Origin of the sequence: Amycolatopsis sp. A133 (assembly GCF_031082405.1) — a bacterium.
Taxonomy (GTDB): Bacteria; Actinomycetota; Actinomycetes; order Mycobacteriales; family Pseudonocardiaceae; genus Amycolatopsis.
This window is the reverse complement of sequence record NZ_JAVHJU010000076.1, coordinates 103,317-120,225: the sequence shown is the minus strand read 5'-3', so window position 1 is coordinate 120,225 and position 16,909 is coordinate 103,317. Positions and strand designations below refer to the sequence as shown.

Annotated in this window: 15 protein-coding genes; 11 read left to right on the top strand and 4 right to left on the bottom strand. The window is 70.5% G+C overall.

The window, feature by feature from the left end; genetic code table 11:
• Positions 1 to 227: 227 nt before the first annotated feature.
• Positions 228 to 1,724 (top strand): arabinofuranosidase catalytic domain-containing protein, encoded by a 1,497-nt coding sequence (locus tag Q5425_RS44415; RefSeq protein ID WP_308678480.1) that lies wholly within the window; start codon positions 228 to 230, stop codon positions 1,722 to 1,724.
• A gap of 196 nt (positions 1,725 to 1,920) precedes the next feature.
• Here the strand turns inward: Q5425_RS44415 and Q5425_RS44410 are convergent, their stop codons facing one another.
• A complete protein-coding gene (locus Q5425_RS44410; protein ID WP_308678478.1) occupies positions 1,921 to 2,292 on the bottom strand; it encodes a helix-turn-helix domain-containing protein in 372 nt (123 codons plus the stop codon).
• A 3-nt stretch (positions 2,293 to 2,295) separates the two neighbouring features.
• Here Q5425_RS44410 and Q5425_RS44405 point away from each other — a divergent pair, with 3 nt between their 5' ends.
• The 5 genes from Q5425_RS44405 to Q5425_RS44385 all read left to right on the top strand — a co-directional run bounded on the left by Q5425_RS44405 (position 2,296) and on the right by Q5425_RS44385 (position 7,421).
• Positions 2,296 to 3,348, top strand: a complete 1,053-nt coding sequence (locus Q5425_RS44405; protein WP_308678477.1) for an aldo/keto reductase — start codon at positions 2,296 to 2,298, stop codon at positions 3,346 to 3,348.
• Between the two features lie 44 nt (positions 3,349 to 3,392).
• Positions 3,393 to 4,544, top strand: a complete 1,152-nt coding sequence (locus Q5425_RS44400; protein ID WP_308678476.1) for an epoxide hydrolase — start codon at positions 3,393 to 3,395, stop codon at positions 4,542 to 4,544.
• Between the two features lie 58 nt (positions 4,545 to 4,602).
• Complete coding sequence (locus Q5425_RS44395) at positions 4,603 to 5,196, top strand: TetR/AcrR family transcriptional regulator (RefSeq protein WP_308678475.1); 594 nt, start codon at positions 4,603 to 4,605, stop codon at positions 5,194 to 5,196.
• A 244-nt stretch (positions 5,197 to 5,440) separates the two neighbouring features.
• Positions 5,441 to 6,004, top strand: a complete 564-nt coding sequence (locus Q5425_RS44390; protein WP_308678474.1) for a hypothetical protein — start codon at positions 5,441 to 5,443, stop codon at positions 6,002 to 6,004.
• 1 nt (position 6,005) lies between these two features.
• On the top strand, positions 6,006 to 7,421 hold the full coding sequence (locus Q5425_RS44385; RefSeq protein WP_308678473.1) for an NAD(P)/FAD-dependent oxidoreductase: 1,416 nt from the start codon (positions 6,006 to 6,008) through the stop codon (positions 7,419 to 7,421).
• Between the two features lie 188 nt (positions 7,422 to 7,609).
• Here Q5425_RS44385 and Q5425_RS44380 read toward each other — a convergent pair whose 3' ends face one another.
• Positions 7,610 to 8,266, bottom strand: a complete 657-nt coding sequence (locus Q5425_RS44380; protein ID WP_308678472.1) for a helix-turn-helix domain-containing protein — start codon at positions 8,264 to 8,266, stop codon at positions 7,610 to 7,612.
• Positions 8,267 to 8,402: 136 nt separating this feature from the next.
• Here Q5425_RS44380 and Q5425_RS44375 point away from each other — a divergent pair, with 136 nt between their 5' ends.
• Positions 8,403 to 9,350, top strand: a complete 948-nt coding sequence (locus tag Q5425_RS44375) for a 2-dehydropantoate 2-reductase N-terminal domain-containing protein (protein ID WP_308678471.1) — start codon at positions 8,403 to 8,405, stop codon at positions 9,348 to 9,350.
• Positions 9,351 to 9,404: 54 nt separating this feature from the next.
• Here Q5425_RS44375 and Q5425_RS44370 read toward each other — a convergent pair whose 3' ends face one another.
• Positions 9,405 to 10,154 carry an SDR family oxidoreductase gene (locus Q5425_RS44370; protein WP_308678470.1) on the bottom strand — a complete coding sequence of 250 codons (750 nt, stop codon included), beginning with the start codon at positions 10,152 to 10,154 and terminating at the stop codon, positions 9,405 to 9,407.
• Between the two features lie 106 nt (positions 10,155 to 10,260).
• On the opposite strand from Q5425_RS44370, the gene Q5425_RS44365 reads away from it, so the two are divergent.
• Complete coding sequence (locus Q5425_RS44365) at positions 10,261 to 10,857, top strand: TetR/AcrR family transcriptional regulator (RefSeq protein ID WP_308678469.1); 597 nt, start codon at positions 10,261 to 10,263, stop codon at positions 10,855 to 10,857.
• Between the two features lie 209 nt (positions 10,858 to 11,066).
• On the opposite strand, the gene Q5425_RS44360 is transcribed toward Q5425_RS44365, so the two are convergent.
• Positions 11,067 to 13,211, bottom strand: coding sequence for a PQQ-binding-like beta-propeller repeat protein (locus Q5425_RS44360; RefSeq protein WP_308678468.1), 2,145 nt, complete (start codon positions 13,209 to 13,211; stop codon positions 11,067 to 11,069).
• A 373-nt stretch (positions 13,212 to 13,584) separates the two neighbouring features.
• Here Q5425_RS44360 and pqqC point away from each other — a divergent pair, with 373 nt between their 5' ends.
• The 3 genes from pqqC (at position 13,585) to Q5425_RS44340 (ending at position 16,884) form a co-directional block, all read left to right on the top strand.
• Positions 13,585 to 14,274 carry a pyrroloquinoline-quinone synthase PqqC gene (gene pqqC / locus Q5425_RS44355; RefSeq protein WP_308678467.1) on the top strand — a complete coding sequence of 230 codons (690 nt, stop codon included), beginning with the start codon at positions 13,585 to 13,587 and terminating at the stop codon, positions 14,272 to 14,274.
• Positions 14,271 to 15,656, top strand: coding sequence for a pyrroloquinoline quinone biosynthesis protein PqqE (gene pqqE / locus Q5425_RS44345; protein ID WP_396135376.1), 1,386 nt, complete (start codon positions 14,271 to 14,273; stop codon positions 15,654 to 15,656). The genes pqqC and pqqE overlap by 4 nt, the downstream gene beginning before the upstream one ends.
• Before the next feature lie 259 nt (positions 15,657 to 15,915).
• A complete protein-coding gene (locus Q5425_RS44340; protein WP_308678466.1) occupies positions 15,916 to 16,884 on the top strand; it encodes a ThuA domain-containing protein in 969 nt (322 codons plus the stop codon).
• Positions 16,885 to 16,909: the final 25 nt, after the last annotated feature.

The window sequence follows — 16,909 nt, the reverse complement described above, 5'->3', positions numbered from 1 at the left end:
AATTGCTCCTTGTCGGGGCTGTTCGCCGGCGTTATCGTGCTGTGTGTGCTTCCGGTGGCGCTGACGTCGCCGTGATTCTGCGGAATCGAGGACATCGTGGTCCCGTCGATGAAACGGTTTTCGGTACTCCTGATCGCTTTCATCTCCTTCGACCTGGGCAACGGCGTCGCGATGACCCTCGGGTGGACGTCCTGGCCGGCTGCTGGGTCTGACGAAAGGAGACAGCCATGAGGTTCCAGGTTCTCCGTCACCGCTGGCGGAAGGTGCTCGCGGTGGGAGCCGCGGCCCTGCTCACCGGCGCCGCGCTGGCCGCCGCGGCGGGCACGGCCACGGCCGCCGGCACCGGGCCGTGCGACATCTACGCGTCCGGCGGCACCCCTTGCGTCGCCGCGCACAGCACCACTCGCGCGCTGTTCGGTTCCTACGGCGGATCGCTGTACCAGGTGCGCCGCTGGTCCGACGGAGCCACCGCCAACATCGGCGTGCTCAGCACCGGCGGCTACGCGAACGCCGCGACGCAGGACTCGTTCTGCTCGGGCACCTACTGCACGATCGTGCGGATCTACGACCAGACCTCGCGTCACAACGACCTGACCATCGCCCCCGGCGGCGGCGCCAACCCCACCGCCGACCAGGGCGCGAACGCCGCGGCCCTGCCGGTGACGGCGGGCGGCCACAAGGTGTACGGGGTCTACATCTCGGCGGGCAACGGCTACCGGAACAACAACACCAACGGCGTCGCCACCGGCAGTGCCCCCGAGGGCATGTACATGGTGACCGAGGGCACGCACTTCAACGACCGTTGCTGCTTCGACTACGGCAACGCCGAGACGAACAACAACGACACCGGCAACGGGGACATGGACGCCATCTACTTCGGCACCCTGTGCTGGTTCTCACCGTGCAGCGGCTCCGCGCCGAAGGTCATGGCCGACCTGGAGAACGGCCTGTTCGCCGGGGGGAACGGCTCGAACACCGCGAACACCGGCCGCAGCAGCGCGTTCGTCACCGCGGTGACCAAGAACAACGGCACCTCGACGTACGCGATCAAGGACGGCAACGCGCAGTCCGGCGGGCTCGCGACCCGGTGGAACGGATCCCTGCCGACGCAGGACGGCTACCGGCCGATGACCAAGCAGGGCGCCATCATCCTCGGGATCGGCGGCGACAACAGCAACGGTTCGGTCGGCTCGTTCTTCGAAGGTGTGATGACCTCGGGCTACCCCTCCGACGCCACGGAAAACTCGGTGCAGGCGAACATCGTTTCGGTGGGCTACACCAAGAGCGTCACGTTCCCGGTCAACGGCGCGAGCTACCGCTTGACGAACCTGGCGGCCGGCAAGGTGCTCGACGCGGCCGACTGCGGCACCGCGAACGGCACCGCGGTCCGGCTGTGGGACAACCTGAACAACGCCTGCCAGCAGTGGCGCTTCACGAGTGTCGGCGCCAACAAGTGGACCATCACCAACGTCAACTCGGGCACGGTGCTCGACGCGGTCAACTGCGGCCTGGCGCTCGGCACCGCCACGGACCTGTGGCAGTCGCTGGGCAACAAGTGCCAGCAGTGGGCGGTGATCCCGGCCGGCAACGGACGCTACGAACTGGTGGTGGAGAACAGCGGAATGGTCCTCGACGACCAGAACTGCGGCACCGCCAACGGCACGAAGGCGCAGATGTGGATGTGGCTCAACAACACCTGCCAGCTCTGGTCGTTCTCGTCGTAGGCCCGCTGCTGCGGCGCGGTGACCTGTTCGCGCCGCAGCAGCGGTCGCGTTGCCGGCGGCCGGCCGGCATCGGGACCGAGTCCTCATCGTCCCCTCGTGCGGCGGCGGGGCGCGGTTGAGCGGGGGCGCCCGGATCGCGGCGATCCCGACGCCGCCCGGGCGCACCGGCGCGCACCAGCTCGGGTCCGTCTGAAGCTCACGAATCGATGATCGCCAGGAGGGCCGCGGCGTAGGGCGCCGGGTCGAGGTCGCCGCGGACCGCGAGCTGCTGGCCGTAGCCGTGGCAGAGGGTCACGAACGCCTCGGCGGCGGCTTCCGCTTTCGCCGGCTCGTGGTCGGGCAGGAGCGCGGCGATCCCCGCGCGCAGGTCCTCGACCTGACTGCGGACGAGGGTGGCCAGCGGCGGGGAGACCGCCTGGTCTTTGCTCTCGAAGTACCGGTAGATCGCGCCGACGGAGAGACCGGAGGCCTCGACGAGGTCGGTCATGGACGTCCGCGCGAATCCGTGCGTGGCGAAGCGGGCGCGGGCCGCGTCGACGATCTGCCGGCGGCGCGCGTCGAGGTGCACTTCGTGCGCTATCAAACCTTCGGGCGACAGGGCGGCTTGCGGGTCTCGGAGTACGTGCTGGGCACGGCCGGCTTCGGCACGGCACCGGCCGCCACCGGGACGGCGGGAGCCAAGGCCATCTTCGAGGCGTTCGTCGCGGCCGGCGGCAGCACCTTCGACGTCTCGAGCATCTACCAGAACGGCGAGGCCGAGAGCATCCTGGGTGATCTCCTCGGTGGCGAACGCGATGACTTCGTCGTGATCACCAAGTACGGCGGCACCCGGCAGGCGGGGGCCCCGCCGACCGGTACCGGCAACAGCCGCAAGGCGATGGTCCGCTCCCTGGAAGAGAGCCTTCAGCGGCTGAAGACCGATTACGTGGACGTCTTCATGGCGCACTTCCCCGACGGCGTGACGCCGATACCGGAGATCCTGGCGGGCTTCGAGGACCTGATCCGCGCGGGCAAGATCCGCTACGGCGGACTGTCGAACTTCCCGGCCTGGCGGGTCGCCGGCGCCGCCGTCCGCTCGGACCTGGGCGGACGGGTGCCGCTCCTCGGCATCCAGACCGAGTACAGCTTGGCCGAGCGCTCCGCGGAACGGGAACTCATCCCGATGGCCGAAGCCCACGGGCTCGGCATCGTCCTGTACTCGCCGCTGGCAGGTGGTCTCCTCACCGGGAAGTACCGCAAGGGCGAGCAGGGGCGGCTCAGCGCCCGGGTCGCGGCGGGCGGCGTCGACGGCACCGAACAGCGCACGGCGGTGGTCGACGCCGTCCTCGCCGTCGCCGAAGAGGCGGGAACCGGGCCGATCCAGGTCGCCCTGGCGTGGCTGCGCCGGCGCGCCACCCTGGCTCGCACTTCGATGATCCCCATCGTGGGACCTCGCACCCCGGCCCAGCTGCAGGGGTACCTCGACGCGCTCGACGTCGGGCTCGCCGACGAGCACTACCGTCGGCTGGACGAGGTGAGCGCGGTGCGGCTGGGAGCGCCACACGAAGACGTCGTGGCCGCGCTGGCCGGTGGCTACGACGGAAACCGCGGCCTCCTCGACGTTCCGCTCGTTCCCGTGCGGTGATTTCCGCGGGACGCCTTCCTCTTCAGGCTTGTACGGTCGGTTCCATGCCGACCCCCGAACCCTTCGTCTCGCGAACCGCCCCGGCGGACCTGGAAGACCTTCGCGCCCGCCTCCGCGCAACGCGGTGGCCCGATACGCCCGAAGAGGCCGGCTGGTCGGCCGGCGCCGATCTCGGCTACCTGCGCGAACTCGTCGCCTATTGGGCGGAGGAGTTCGACTGGGGTGCCCGCGAAGCCGAGTTGAACGCGATCAGCCGGTTCCGCGTGCCGGTGGGCGGGTTCGGCATCCACTACGCGCATGTGCGGGCGGTCGCGCCGGCCGGCCCCGTCCTGCCGATCGTGCTCGCCCACGGGTGGCCGGACTCGTTCTGGCGGTACACGAAGCTCCTCCCGCTGCTGACCGACCCGGGCGCGCACGGCGCCGATCCCGCCGACGCGTTCGACGTCGTCGTACCGGACATGCCCGGCTTCGGGTATTCCGGCCGGCCCGGGGTGCCGGTGGATTCGATCGCGGTGGCGGGCTTGTGGGCCGAGCTGATGGACGTGCTGGGGTACCGGCGCTTCGGCGCGGCCGGTGGCGACATCGGCAGCCACGTGAGCCGTTACCTGGCCCTCGATCACCCGGATCGGGTGGTGGCGGTGCACCGCACGGACGCCGGCTTGCCGTTCTTCGCGGGTGACCCGGCGGAACTCACGCGGGAGGAGCGCGACTGGCTGGCCGAGGTCGCGTCGTGGGGCGCGGCGGAGGGGGCGTACGCGGCGATGCACCGCACGAAGCCGCAGACGGCGGCGGTGGGGCTCAACGACTCCCCGGCCGGCCTCGCGGCGTGGATCGTGGAAAAGCTGCGCGCCTGGAGCGACTGCGGCGGCGACGTCGAGCGCAGTTATACGAAGGACGAGATCCTCACGAACATCATGATCTACTGGTCGACCGGAACGATCGGGTCGTCGATGCGGATGTACCGCGCGAACGCCGCGATCCCGCCGGCTCAGCTCGCCCGCCGGGTCGAGGTTCCCTCCGGTTTCGCGATCTTCCCCGGTGACATCGTCCGTCCGCCTCGCGCGTGGTTCGACCGGGTGGCGAACACCGTGCGGGTGACGGAACCGGCTCGCGGCGGGCACTTCGCGGCCTTCGAGGAGCCGGAGCTGTACGCCCACGAGCTGCGGGAGTTCTTCCGTCCCTACCGGACGGGCTGACGTCGAGCGGGCGGCTCTCGACTCGATACCGACCGTTCTATCTGCTAAACTCGAACGGATGGTGCACAACACTCGGAGCCAGGTGTCCGAAGCGCGGTCGAGGCTGCTCGCGACGGCCACCCGGATCTTCTACGCGGAGGGTTTGCACTCCGTGGGAATCGACCGGATCGTCGCGGAGGCGAAGGTCACCCGCGCCACGCTGTACCGGCACTTCCCCGGCAAAGAAGACCTCGTCGTCGCGTATCTGCGGGGTGTGCACGAGATGGAGCGCGGAGGGTTCGGCAAGGTTCTGGCCGGCGACCTTTCGGCCGCGGACAAGCTGCGAGCCATCGCCGGATCGATCACCGACGGCATCCGCTCCGCCCGGTTCCGCGGCTGCGCGTTCCTCAATGCGGTCGCGGAGTACCCGGATCCCGCGCACCCCGTGCACCAAGCCGTCCTCGCGCACCGCAAGTGGTTCCTGAACATCGTCACGGACCTGCTCGCGCAGGTCGGCGACACGCCGCCCGAACTCGCGGGCCGGCACTTCGTGCTGCTGCGGGACGGCGCGATGGTCTCGGGCTGCCTGGCCGACCCGGCCGGCGTCTGCGACACGTTCCTGCAAGGTGTCGACGGGATCCTGCAGCACCGCATCGACTCCGCCTCGAAGTAACGGCCGCGGGGCACTCGGGCGAGAACGTCGGTCCTGACCTGCCGCCGAGTGGTCGCCACGGCTCGGAAGCTGCACCGGCACGGCGATCTCCACTGCCTCCGCTCCCGCCGGGATCCCACGCTCCCCGCGCGTAAGAACTCAGATAGAACGTTCTGTCTTGACACCGGTGCCGGCGTCGACCATGCTGACGTGAGATAGAACGTTCGGTCTTGTCGGGATGATGTCCCGCAGCCTTGAAGGGATCATGGTGACTACTGTCGACTCGCCCGCCGTAGGTGGGTTCGCACCGGCTCTGCGCCGGTTGTACTTCGTGCGGTTCGCGTTCGCCGTCGTGTGGGCGGTCCTGGTGTTCCTGACGACCAAGTCGGGCTTGGGGGCGGCCGGCGTCGTCCTGGTCGTCCTGTACCCGCTGTTCGACGTGGGTTCGGCCGTGGTGGACGCGCGCTCCTCGAAGGGCGGCGGGTCGGTGACCGCGCTGTACGTGAACATGGCGATCAGCCTGCTCGCGGCCATCGGGATCGGCATCGCGTCCGCGTCCGGGGTGGCGGGCGTGCTGCGCGTGTGGGGGGCCTGGGCGATCGTGGCCGGGCTGGTCCAGCTGATCGTCGGCGTCCGCCGCCGCAAAATGGGAGGCCAGTGGCCGATGATCCTCAGTGGTGGCATCTCCGTGCTGGCCGGCGCCAACTTCGTCATCAGCGCCTCCGGCGCGCAGCCGTCGCTGAGCAGCGTCGCCGGTTACGCGGTCCTCGGCGGCATCTTCTTCCTCGTCTCGGCGATCCGGCTCGGCCGCGCCGCCAAGGGGAACTGAAGTGACCACGTACGACGTCGTCGTCATCGGGGCGGGCCCGGTCGGGGAGAACGCGGCCGACCGGGTGGTGCAGGGCGGCCTGACCGCCGCCGTCGTCGAGCGGGAGCTGGTCGGCGGTGAGTGCTCCTACTGGGCGTGCATGCCGACCAAGGCGTTGCTGCGCAGCGGGGCGGCACTCCGCGCGGCCCGGCAGGTGCCCGGTGCGCGGGAAGCCGTGACGGGTGAGCTCGACGTGGCGGCCGTGCTCCGCCGGCGCGACTCCTTCGCCTCGGACTGGAACGACGAGGGCCAGGTGTCCTGGCTCGGATCGGCCGGCATCCCGCTCTACCGCGGCCACGGCCGGATCGCCGCCGCCCGGGTCGTCGAGGTGACCGGCGCCGACGGCACCACCACGACGCTGACCGCGCGGCACGCGGTGATCGTCGCGACCGGCAGCAGCGCCCTGGTCCCGGACATCGACGGCCTCCGCGCGGCCGAGCCGTGGACCAGCCGCGAAACCGTCGCGGCGAAGGCGGTCCCGGGCCGGCTCGCCGTCATCGGCGGCGGGGTGGTGGCTTCGGAGATGGCGACCGCGTTCAGCGAGCTTGGGTCGTCGGTGACGATGCTGGCCCGTGACGGCGTGCTGCACCTCAACGAGCCGTTCGTCGGCGAACGTGTCGCGGAGTCGCTCGAGGAGAAGGGGGTTTCGGTCCGCATCGGTGCCGAGGCCGGCTCCGTCAAGCGCAACGAAGACGGAACGGTGTCCCTCACGCTCACCGACGGCGAGCAGCTCGACGCCGACGAACTGCTCGTCGCGATCGGCCGCACGCCGAACACCCAGGACATCGGCCTCGACACCATCGGCCTGCAGCCGGGTGCCTGGCTCACGGTCGACAACACGATGCGGGTCCTCGGAGCAGACGACTGGCTCTACGCCGCCGGGGACGTCAACCGGCGCGTTCTCCTGACGCACCAAGGCAAGTACCAGGCCCGCGCGGTCGGCGACGTCATCGTGGCGCGCGCGAAGGGCGAACCGGTCGAAGACGGCGAATGGGGCCGGCACGCGGCGACCGCCGACGAGCGCGCGGTGCCGCAGGTGGTCTTCACCGACCCGGAAATCGCGTCGGTGGGTCTGACGGCGGCCGGCGCCGAGGCCGCCGGGTTGCGGATCCGCGTCGTCGACTACGACCTGGCCGCCACCGCCGGCTCCGCCGTGCACGCCGAGGGCTACCGGGGACACGCCCGGATGGTCGTCGACGAGGACCGCAAGGTGATCGCCGGGTTCACCCTGGTCGGCCCGGACGTCGCGGAAATGCTGCACGCGGCGACGATCGCCGTGGTCGGCGAGGTCCCGCTGGACCGGCTCTGGCACGCGGTCCCGGCTTTTCCCACCGTCAGCGAGGTGTGGCTGCGGCTGCTCGAAGCCTACGGCCGCTGACCCGCCCTCGCCGCGATCCGGCGGGGCGGGGCGCCACCTTCCCCCGGAAGGGGTCCCCGCGTTCCCCGCCTCGCCGGTGCCGGTGCCGTGGCCCTTGCTCTGCTCGCCACGACCGCACCGACCACGGCCTCCGCCACCGGGCAAGCCGGCCCTCACCGGCCGGTGAGGGCCGGTGCGATACCGCCCGGTCAGCTGGCCGTGCCCTGCCCCTGAGCGTGGTGCAGGCCCAGCGGGCCGGCCGGCGGAAGGGGCTCGCGTTCGGCCGCGTCTTCGGTGCCGAACGTCTGCAGCAGGTAGGCGACGAATCGGCGGGAGAGATCCTTTGCGTGTTCCGGCGGGGCGTTGCGGAGGCCGCCGTTGGCCAGCAAGATCATGACCAAGTCGCCGGGGGCGAAGTCCGGCCGGAGCCGACCGGCCTCCTGCGCCCGGCGGACGAGTTTCCCGAAGGCGGTTTCGACGTCCCGGCGCCGCTTCCGGTAGTCGACCTCGTCGGCGAACAGGGCGAGGAACGCCTCGGTGAACCCGCGGTCGTCCAGCTGCTCGGTGCAGGTGAACTCGAGGAGCCGGCGGAAGCCGCGCCACGGATCCGGATCGTCGACGGCTTCGTCCAGCAGAGCCTGGCAGCGGGCGATCTGCTCGGTGAACACCTCGGTCACCAGGGCGTCCCTGGTGGGGAACCGCCGGAAAAGCGTTGCCACGCCGACGTCGGCGTGGCGGGCGATCGTGCTCATGGGGACGTCGATTCCGCGGGCGCGGAAGAGCTCCCGGGCCGTCTCCACGATCCGCGCTCGGTTGCGCGCGGCGTCGGAGCGCAGGCCGGCCTCGTCGGTCCGTGGTGCCTTCACACCTGCAGTCAACCGCATGTGCCATCGGATCTCCACCCGGCTTGCGCCGTGGCGAGATGAGTCACCCGGACGACGATCGTTCTCACTTCCGATCAAGAGGACAACGCTTTCCGTTCGCGGTGTTAGCGTCGATCCGGTGAAGGTGCTGATGTTCGGGCGCGGGACGATCGCCACGCTCTACGGCTGGGCCCTGGAGAAAGCGGGGCACCAGGTCGAGTTCTACGTGCGGCCGGGCCGGGCGGCCGCGCTCGGTTCCACAGTGGACCTGCGGATCCGGGACGGCCGGGTCCGCCGCGGCGCTCCGGTCGCGCAACGGTGGCCGGTCACCCTGCGGGAGGACCTGGACGCCGGGCACGACTACGACCTGATCGTGCTGAGTGTCAACCACGACCAGCTGGACGACGCCGTCGGCTTCCTCGGCAGCCGCGTCGGCGACGCCACCGTGCTGATGTTCGGCAACGTCTGGGCGGAGCCGTCGGCCGTCGTGTCCCCGCTGCCCGGCGACCAGGTCGTCTGGGGGTTTCCCGCCGGTGGCGGAGGTTTCACCGGCTCCACGCTCCGCGGTGGCGTCACGAAGAAGATCTTCCTGGGTTTCTGCGAGGGCTCGAACCGGGCCGAGCGGTACACCCTCGTCCGGGACCTCTTCGCGGACGCCGGCTTCTCGGTGTCCGAGCAGCCGGACTTCCGCTCGTGGCTCTGGGTCCACTTCGTCCTGGACGCCGGGCTCCTGACTCAGGTGCTGGCGGTGGGAGGGCAGGCCCGCCTGTTCGCCTCGCGCAAGGCTGTCGAGCAAGCCGTTCTCCTGACGCGCGAGATGATTCCACTGGTGAAGGCCAGAGGCGGATCGCCGGGAGGCGGCGCGGCCCTCGTCTCCCGCGTCCCGGCGGGACTGCTGAGCTTCTTCCTGCAGAGGCTGCTCGCGGGCAAGAACATGTACAGCTTCCTCATGGAAGAATTGGATCGGGCGGGACACCTGACCCGGGAAGGCGCGGGCCTCTACGCCAGGGACGTGCTCGCCGAAGCGCGCAAGATCGAGTTCCCGACGCCGCGGCTCGCGGCGCTGGAAAACGTCTTCGCCACCTGAGTTCGGACCGCGGCGGCGTGCCGATCTCGATCGACACGCCGCCACGCCCGAGGTTCAGATCTGATTCTCCCCGCCGTCGACGTACAGGTTGGCGCCGAGCATGAAGGTGCTGTCGGCGGAGGCGAGGAAGGCCACCGCGGCCGCGACCTCGTCCACGTGTCCGAGCCGCCCGATGGCGATGCGGGCCGCCTCGTTCGCCTTGAACGCCGCCGAATCGTCCTCGCCGACGAGCTCGGTCAGCCCGGAGGTGTCGGTCGGGCCGGGGGAGATCGCGTTCACCCGGATCCCCCGGTCCTTGAGCTCGTTCGCCCAGCTGCGCGTGAACGTCCGCAAGGCCGCCTTGGACGCCGCGTAGGCGCCGAATCCCGCGGTGCCGCGGTCGGCCGCGGTGGAGGCGTTGACGATCACCGACGCGCCTTCGTTCAGCAGCGGAAGCGCTTTCTGAACCGTGAAAACGGTGCCCTTGACGTTGACGCCGAAGACTCGGTCGAGGTCCTCGGCGGTGATCGTCTCGATGGTCGCGAACGAGGCGGTGGCCGCGTTGGCGAACAGCACGTCCAGTCCCCGTCCGCGGGCCGCGACCACGTCGTAGAGGTGGTCGAGGTCGGCCGGGTCCGTGATGTCGCCCGGCACCGCGGTCACGGTGCCGCCGATCGCCGCCACCGCCTCGTCCAGCTCGGCCGTGCGCCGCCCGGTGATGAACACGTGCGCCCCTTCGGCCGCCAGCCGGGCGGCGGTGGCCCGGCCGATCCCTCGCGTGCCGCCGCCGGTGACCACCGCGGTTTTGCCTGCCAGCCTGAGCATTGTCGACCTCCGAAATGTTCGGCACCGATCGGTGCATAATGCCACCGTAGCAGTTGTGCACCGATCGGTGCACAACTGCTACGATGGGGTGGTGACGGAGGCGCAGGTGGGTCGGCCGAGGGGGTTCGACGCCGAGGTTGCGCTCCAGAAGGCCATGGTGGTCTTCTGGGAGCAGGGGTACGAGGGGGCGAGTCTCGCCGATCTGACCGAGGCGATGGGCATCTCCCGCAAGAGCATGTACGCCGCCTTCGGGAACAAGGAAGATCTCTTCCGGAAGGCGTTGCAGCGCTACACGGAAGGCCCTGGTGCCTACATCCTCGAGGCGCTGCGGGCACCCACCGCCCACGAGGTGGCGACGTTGTTCCTCGACGGCTCGGTCCGGGCCAACACCCGGCCCGGGTTCCCGGCCGGGTGCCTGGGGGTGCAGGGCGCGCTGGCCGTCGGCGCGACCGGGCAGGTCGCGCGCGACACCCTGGCCGCGTGGCGTGCGCTGGGTCTGACGTACCTGCGCGAGCGGTTCCAGCGGGCCGTCGAAGGCGGTGACCTGCCCGCCGACGCCGATCCCGAGCTGATCGCCCGCTACATCATGACGATCGCGAACGGCTTGGCCGTGCAGGCGGCGGGCGGCGCGGCCCGGGAAGACCTGTTGCGAGTCGCCGACGCCGCCCTGCGGAACTGGCCGCCGGCTTCGAAGGCGAGCTGACGCCGAAGATTCCCGGCGCGAAGCGTGATCGGGATGGGTGAACGTGCCCGCGCAGGGCTCGAGACGTGCCCGGCACCGCCGGGCAGGCCGGTTCAGGCGCAGCCGGGATCACCCGGCCGGGGTGACGTCGGCGGACCTGCCGGCGCTGATCACCGGCATCGTCCTCGCCGCGGAACACCACCGCGAGGCCGACGCCCGGCAGCCCGGTTTCAGGTCACCACGATCTTGCCCGTGTTCTGCGGGAAGATCGGGTCGTTGTAGAAGAACTCGCCCTTCTTCGTGAAGGTGTGCTTGAAGGACTGTCCCGGCATCAGGGTGCCGCTGTCGAACTCGTACTCGAAGAACGAGACCGCGCCGTGGGCGAACGTGTTGCCCTGCGGGTTGACGAACGTGATCTCCGTGCCCACCGGGACCGTCAGGTTCTGCGGCGACATCGCCGTCTGCGCCACCGTGTTCTCCGTCGCGCCGGGTGCTCCCGCGGTGGCGTCCCAGATCCGGCCCAGGGTGACCGTGTTCTTCGCCGCGGCGGCGGTGACGGCGGCCGCGCGGATCTGGTTGCGCTTCGACGGGGGAGTGGGCGCCGGTGCGGGAGCCACCTTGCCGCCGAGCTTGAACGCCCAGAGGTGGTCGCCCTTCGGGATGTCCGGGTAGGGCAGGCCGTTGCCGCCGGCGAACACCGCGAGGTACTGCTCGCCGTCGATCTCGTAGCTGATCGGGCTCGTGTGGACGCCGGCGCCGCACTGGAAGCGCCACAGCTCGCGTCCGTCGGTGTCGCTCATGGCCAGGAGGTTTCCGTCCGGGCCGCCTTGGAACATGACACCGCCGTCGGTGGTCAGGATGCCGTTGCCGTGGGCCAGGGACCACTCGCTGTCCTTGCTCCACACCAGTCTGTTGGTGCGGGGGTCGACCGCGGCGAGTCCGCCGGCGAAGTACTCGCCGTACGGACGCGCGGTGTTGACCCGGCCGCCGGTGGTGTTGGAGTAGGCGGAGTTGATGAGGCCGTAGCCGACGTACGCCCAGCCGGTGCTGGGGTTGAACGAGACGTGGGACCAGTCCGCGCCGCCGCCGGCGCCGGGGAAGATGATCGTCGCGCGGTCCCAGTGCGTCGCGAACAAGCCTCCGGTGGGGTAGAAGGGCACGGGGCGGGTCGAGTTGTCCAGCCGGGGCTCCTGCGGGACGAACGGGTCGCCCTCGGGGAACGGCTGGGTGGGTGAGGTCTTGTGCCGCGGGTCCTGCGGCACCGGGCGTTCGGTGATGCCCTGGATCGGCTTTCCGTTCGTGCGGTCGAGGATGTAGTACATCCCGACCTTGCTGCCGTAGACGACGACCTTGCGCAGCTTGCCGTTGATGCGCAGGTCGATCAGGACCGGCGCCATCACGTTGTCGTAGTCCCAGATGTCGTGGTGCACGGACTGGAAGTGCCAGCGGCGCTCGCCGGTCTTGGCGTCGATCGCGACGATCGAGTTGGCGAAGAGGTTGTCGCCGCCGCGGGTCGAGCCGTTGGTGCGGGGGTAGGGATTGCCGAAGGTCCAGTAGACGAGGCCGAGTTCGGGGTCGACCGCCGGGTGGATCCACGGCACGGCGCCGCCGGTCTTCCAGGACTCGCCTTCCCAGGTGTCGTTGCCGAATTCGCCCGGGCCGGGCACGGCCCAGAAGGTCCAGGCGATCCTGCCGGTGGCGGCGTCGAGGGCGTAGGCCCGGCCACGGGCGCCGGCGGTACTGCCCTGCATGCCGACGTAGACGAGCCCGTCGGAGTAGACGACCGCGCCGGCGAGACTGCCGATGCTGCCGCCGCACTGGCCGTTCGCCGGGTCGCACGGCTCGGGCGTGCCCTGCGACGCGTCTTCGGTCAGCAGCGGGGTCTTCCAGACGACCGCGCCGGTCTTCTGGTCGAGCGCGTACAGGAAGTTCGCGCCCGAGGTCGAGAACACCTTGCCCTGGCCCAGGGCCACGCCACGCATGTTGGTCGGTTCCGTGCCTACGTCGGTCTTCCAGCGCACCGCGCCGGTCCGGCCGTCGACGGCGAAGACGTGCTGCTGGGTGGTCTGGACGTAGAGGACGCCGTTCTGCGCGACGATGGTGCTCTGCTGGGCCCGGGAGGTGTCCCCGCCTTCGAGGTTGACGTGCCAGGCGCCGCCGAGCCGGTGCACCGTCTGCCGGTTGATCCGGTGCAGCGGCGTGTGGTTCTGGTTGCCGAGATCGCCGCCGACCTTGGGGTAGTCCCGTCCCGGCCGGCCGAACGCTTCCGGCTGTCGCGGCGTGTCCACCGTGGTGGCGGTCGCGGACTGTGCACCGAGGACGGTCCCCGCCACGGCGACTCCCGTCGCGCCGGTCAGGAATTTGCGTCGATCCATCGATCAAGCCCTCTCTTCATTGAGGAAAAGCGCGCTGCGACGAGATGGTCCAGGGCGACACGAGGTCCGTCTAGTGGTACTCTCGGACCGCTCGACGGTTGAGTGTAAGGCGGGGTCGACGGAGTGACAAGAGTGCTCGCCCCTTGTTCGGTGCGCGGCTGCGGGGGTACGGTCACGGAACGCTAGGCGGACCGATAGGACCGCTGCGTGGACCAGATATCCGCGACTCGAAGAGGAGTGCCGGTATGCCTGCTGTGGTGGAAACCGTTGTGGCCCAGGGAGACGAGCGAGTCCTCCCGTTGTGGTCGGAGCCGGCGGTCGAGTGTTATGAAACCCGTCCTGAGGTCACCGCGTACGCCGGCGAGAGCGGGCCGTGGCGGGCCCGCTGAGCCGGGCGGAGCTGTCCGACGCCCTGCTCCGCCTCGAGAAGCGCTACTGGGCTCACCACCCGTTCCACCTCCGGCTGCACGAAGGGGGTTGCCCACCGGCGGACCTGCGCCGGTGGGTGGCCAACCGCTGGTACTACCAGAAGTGCCTGCCGCAGAAGAACGCCGCGATCATCGCGGCGTGCCCGCTGCCCGAGGTCCGCCGCGTCTGGGTGGACCGGATCGTCTTCCACGACGGAGCGAACCCGGGCGAAGGCGGCATGGAACAGTGGCTGAGCCTGGCGGAAGCGGTCGGGCTGAGCAGGGCGGAGGTCCTCGACGAGCGGCACGTGCTGCCCGGCGTGCGGTTCGCCGTCGACGGGTACCTGCACTTCTGCCGCACCAAGCCGTGGATCGAAAGCGTCGCGGCCGCGTGCACCGAACTGTTCTCCCCGGGGCACATGACCGACCGCGTCAACGCGTGGCGGGAACACTACGACTGGATCCGGCCGGAGGGCTTCGCCTACTTCGACCGCCGGATCCCCGCCGCCCGCGAAGACAGCGCCCTGACGCTGCGGCTGGTGCTCGACCACTGCGTCACCGCGGAGCAGCAGGAGGCCGCGATCCGGGCCCTGAACTTCAAGTGCGACGTGCTGTGGGCCGTGCTCGACGCGGTGGACTACGCGGGGGCGTCATGACGGTGACCGCCGGGAGCCGCCTCGGGTTGCGTCGTGGGGTGCGGGTGGAGTTCGACGCCGTCCGCGGCCGTCCGGTGCTGCTGTTTCCCGAAGGGGTGCTGCTGCTCAACGAGACCGCGGTGGCCGTCCTGTCCCGGTGCGACACCCGCCGCTCGGTGACCGAGATCGTCGACGACCTCGCCACCCAGTACGCCGGTGTCTCGGCCGGCTCGGTGCTGCGCACGCTGGCCGACTTCGAACACCGTGGCCTGGTGGGCGAGACGCCGGATGCCCGCCCGGCGCCGGTTTCTCCGAGGGTGTCGGCGACACCGGTGCGGCACCGGTCGCCGGTGCCCCTCGGCCTGCTCGCCGAACTCACCTACCGGTGTCCCCTGCAGTGCACGTACTGCGCGAACCCGCTCAACCTCGCCGACTACCGGGACGAACTGGACACGGCCGGCTGGCTGGACGTGATCACCCAGGCGCGGGACCTCGGCGTCCTGCAGCTGCACCTTTCCGGGGGCGAACCCGGCCTCCGCCGCGACCTCGTCGACCTGGTCGCGGCCGCGCACCGGCTCGGGCTGTACACGAATCTGGTCACCAGCGGGATCTCGCTGAACGCGACCAGGATCGCCGGGCTCGCCGAGGCGGGTCTCGATCACTTCCAGCTTTCCCTCCAAGACGCCGAAGCGGCGCCCGCCGATCGGATCGCCGGGCGGGCGGCGCACGAGCGCAAACTGGTCGTCGCCGAGGCCGTGCGCGCCGCCGGGTTGCCGCTGACCATCAACGTGGTGCTGCACCGCGGCAACGCCGGGCACGTCCCGGCGATCGCCGAGCTGGCCGATCGCCTGGGCGCGGACCGGCTGGAGCTGGCCCACACCCAGTTCTACGGCTGGGCACTGCGCAACCGCGCCGCGCTCATGCCGACGCGCGAGCAGGTCGACCAAGCCGCACGCGACGTCGCCGGCGTTCGCGAGCGGTACGGCTACGAGGTCGTGCACGTCGCCGCCGACTACTACGACCCGCGCCCGAAGCCGTGCAACTACGGCTGGGGTGCGCGGCAGCTGACCGTGACGCCCAACGGGCACGTGCTGCCGTGCTTGGCGGCGGAGACGTTGCCTGGGCTCGAAATTCCGTCGGTGCAGTCGGATTCGCTGGAACGGATCTGGTACGAGTCCCCGGCCTTCCGGAAGTTCCGGGGCACGGAGTGGCTGCCGGACCCCTGTGGGAGCTGCGCCCTCAAGGAGATCGACTTCGGGGGCTGCCGGTGCCAGGCCTACCAGCTGACCGGCGACGCGACCGTGACCGACCCCGTCTGCGATCTCTCGGAATCCCACCACTTGGTGCTGGACGGCGTCGCGGAGCCGACGCCGGCCCCCGCCGTACCCCGGCGGATGCCGTGAAGGTCCGGTTCCTCGGCACGGCCGCCGGTGGTGGGGCGCCGTAGTGGAACTGCGGCTGCCGCGTGCACGAAGCCCTCACGACCGCCTTCCCTCTACAGACCGCCGCGGTACCTGTTCACCCACTTCAACAACACGAACCCGCTCGTCCTGCCGGACGCACCGGAGCCGGCCGTGGCCGCCGACGGCCTGCTCGAGCTGTAACTCGCCGCCCCGAAAGACCCCGGGGCACCGCCGTGCCCGGAGAAAGGTCGGAACCACCATGAACAAGAGATCAACGACGTTGCTGACGATGCTCGGGAGCGCGGTGACCGCGGCGCTGACCACGGCCGCGGTGATCGGCATGCCCGCCTCGGCGCACGACGGGAACAAGCAGGGCGCGCAGGCGCTCGGCGACCCGGACTACGGCGTCTGCCGCGGCCTCGACTCGCGGTGCTACCACAACTGGGGCAACTTCGACCTGAGCAAGGGCGTGAAGGTGCTCGTCTACTCGCGCACCGCCGGTCCGCGCCACGCGAACCTGGGGCCGGTGCTGGGCCCGGGGCTGAACCCGCCGCTGACCGCGGCGAACGTCGCGCAGAGCGGGCTTGTCGAACTGGGGAAGGAGAACGGGTTCACCGTCGACTGGACCGAGGACGTCACCCAGCTCGCCAGCCCGAACACCCTGTTCAAGTACAACGCGGTCATCTTCATGAGCACCACCCGGGACACTCTGGACGACTCCGCCCAGACCGCGCTGCGGCAGTACATCCGGGGCGGCGGCGGGTTCGTCGGCATCCACAACGCGTTCGGGACCGAGTACAACTGGCCCTGGTACGAGGGCCTGCTGGGCGGTGCGAACTACTACGACCACGGCCCCGCACAGGCCGGCGTGGTGCAGACGGTGGACCGCAACGACGTGTCGACGAAGGACCTGCCGAACCGCTGGGCCTTCACCGACGAGTGGTACAACCTGGTGCCGTTCCCGAGCAACGTGCGGTTCCTGGCGAAGGTCGGCGAGAAGTCGCTCGCGAAGGGCGTCGAAGGTTCGATGGGCCACCCCGGGCACGGCAACGACCACCCGGTGGCGTGGTGCCAGTACTACGACGGCGGCCGGTCGTGGGTGACCACGCTCGGCCACGAGAGCTGGGCGTTCACCAGCACGTCCACTTCGGACGGTGCGGCGTACTTCCGGACGCTGGTCGCGAACGGCATCAAGTCCGCGGCGGGGGCGGCGCCGTTCTGCCGCTGATCCCGCGGAGGCCGGACGCCCGGCC

Coding starts and splice junctions, on each gene's coding strand:
- Q5425_RS44390 (WP_308678474.1), top strand. CDS start 5,441: ATGGTGACTACTGTCGACTCGCCCGCCGTAGGTGGGTTCGCACCGGCT.
- Q5425_RS44400 (WP_308678476.1), top strand. CDS start 3,393: ATGCCGACCCCCGAACCCTTCGTCTCGCGAACCGCCCCGGCGGACCTG.
- Q5425_RS44395 (WP_308678475.1), top strand. CDS start 4,603: ATGGTGCACAACACTCGGAGCCAGGTGTCCGAAGCGCGGTCGAGGCTG.
- Q5425_RS44415 (WP_308678480.1), top strand. CDS start 228: ATGAGGTTCCAGGTTCTCCGTCACCGCTGGCGGAAGGTGCTCGCGGTG.
- Q5425_RS44360 (WP_308678468.1), bottom strand. CDS start 13,211: ATGGATCGACGCAAATTCCTGACCGGCGCGACGGGAGTCGCCGTGGCG.
- Q5425_RS44340 (WP_308678466.1), top strand. CDS start 15,916: ATGAACAAGAGATCAACGACGTTGCTGACGATGCTCGGGAGCGCGGTG.
- pqqE (WP_396135376.1), top strand. CDS start 14,271: ATGACGGTGACCGCCGGGAGCCGCCTCGGGTTGCGTCGTGGGGTGCGG.
- Q5425_RS44370 (WP_308678470.1), bottom strand. CDS start 10,154: ATGCTCAGGCTGGCAGGCAAAACCGCGGTGGTCACCGGCGGCGGCACG.